This window comes from Mycolicibacterium canariasense (genome assembly GCF_002101555.1).
Taxonomy (GTDB): domain Bacteria; phylum Actinomycetota; class Actinomycetes; order Mycobacteriales; family Mycobacteriaceae; genus Mycobacterium; species Mycobacterium canariasense.
Genome location: NZ_LQOL01000017.1, coordinates 1 through 1,326 on the forward strand (window position 1 = coordinate 1; position 1,326 = coordinate 1,326).

Consider the following 1,326-nt stretch of genomic DNA (forward strand, 5'->3'; position numbering starts at 1 on the left):
CCTTTTTGGGAAGGATGGGGTCATGTCAGGTGGTTCGTCGAGGAGGTACCCGCCGGAGCTGCGTGAGCGGGCGGTGCGGATGGTCGCCGAGATCAGCGATCAGCACGAGTCGGAGTGGGCGGCGATGACCGAGGTCGCCCGGTTGTTGGGGGTCGGCACGGCCGAGACGGTCCGCAAGTGGGTCCGTCAGGCTCAGGTCGATTCCGGTGCCCGTCTCGGTGTGACGTCGGAGGAGTCGGCGGAGTTGAAGAAGCTGCGCCGGGAGAACGCTGAATTGCGCAGGGCCAACGCCATTTTGAAGACGGCGTCGGCTTTCTTCGCGGCCGAACTGGACCGGCCACACCACTGATCTGTCGGTTCATCGCCGAGCATCAAGGCCACCGAGACGGCCCGGATGGTCTGAGGTGGGGTGTCCAGTCGATCTGCGCCGAGCTCGTCGGGCTCGGCATGCAGATCGCCCCGTCTACCTTCTACGAGCATTTGGGGCGCCAGCCCAGTCGCCGCGAGGTCCGCGACGAGGACCTCAAACCGAAGATCGCCCGGATCCACGCCGCCAACTACGGGGTCTACGGGGCCCGCAAGGTGTGGCTGACGCTCAACCGCGAGGGCGTTGAGGTGGCCCGATGCACCGTCGAGCGGCTGATGGCCGAGCTCGGCCTGCGTGGAGCGGTCCGCGGCAAGGTCAAACGCACCACAATCGCTGATCCCGCGGCCACCCGGCCGGCCGACCTGGTCAACCGTGGATTCGGTCCTCGCGCACCGGATCGGTTGTGGGTGGCGGATCTGACCTATGTGTCGACCTGGTCGGGATTCGCCTACGTCGGGTTCGTCACTGACGCCTACGCCCGGCGGATCCTGGGCTGGCGGGTGGCGGCGACCATGGCCACCTCGATGGTTCTCGACGCGATCGAACAGGCCATCTGGACCCGCCACCAACAAGGCGTTATGGATCTCAAAGATGTTGTCCACCACACTGATAGGGGCTCGCAGTACACGTCGATCCGGTTCACCGAGCGGCTCGCCGAAGCCGGTATCCAGCCGTCGGTCGGAGCGGTCGGAAGCTCGTATGACAATGCTCTGGCCGAAACGATCAACGGCCTGTACAAGACCGAACTGATCAAACCACGCAAGCCCTGGCGCACCATCGAAGACGTTGAGCTGGCCACCGCCCGGTGGGTCGACTGGTTTAACCACCACCGGCTCTACGAATACTGCGGCGACATCCCACCAGCCGAGCTTGAGTCCGCCTACTACGCTCAACGACAGAGACCAGCCGCCGGCTGAGTTCTCACATCAGGAAGTCTCCGGACTCGCCGGGGCGACTCA

Annotated in this window: 1 protein-coding gene; it reads left to right on the forward strand. The window is 65.0% G+C overall.

What is annotated here, in order from left to right; translation table 11 throughout:
• Positions 1 to 22 precede the first annotated feature (22 nt).
• Positions 23 to 1,284 (forward strand): IS3 family transposase gene (locus AWB94_RS01740; protein WP_432443958.1). Its coding sequence is split into 2 segments (ribosomal slippage): positions 23 to 341 and positions 341 to 1,284, totalling 1,263 coding nucleotides; the frame shifts between segments, so codons are not numbered across the junction.
• The last annotated feature ends 42 nt before the right edge of the window (positions 1,285 to 1,326 follow it).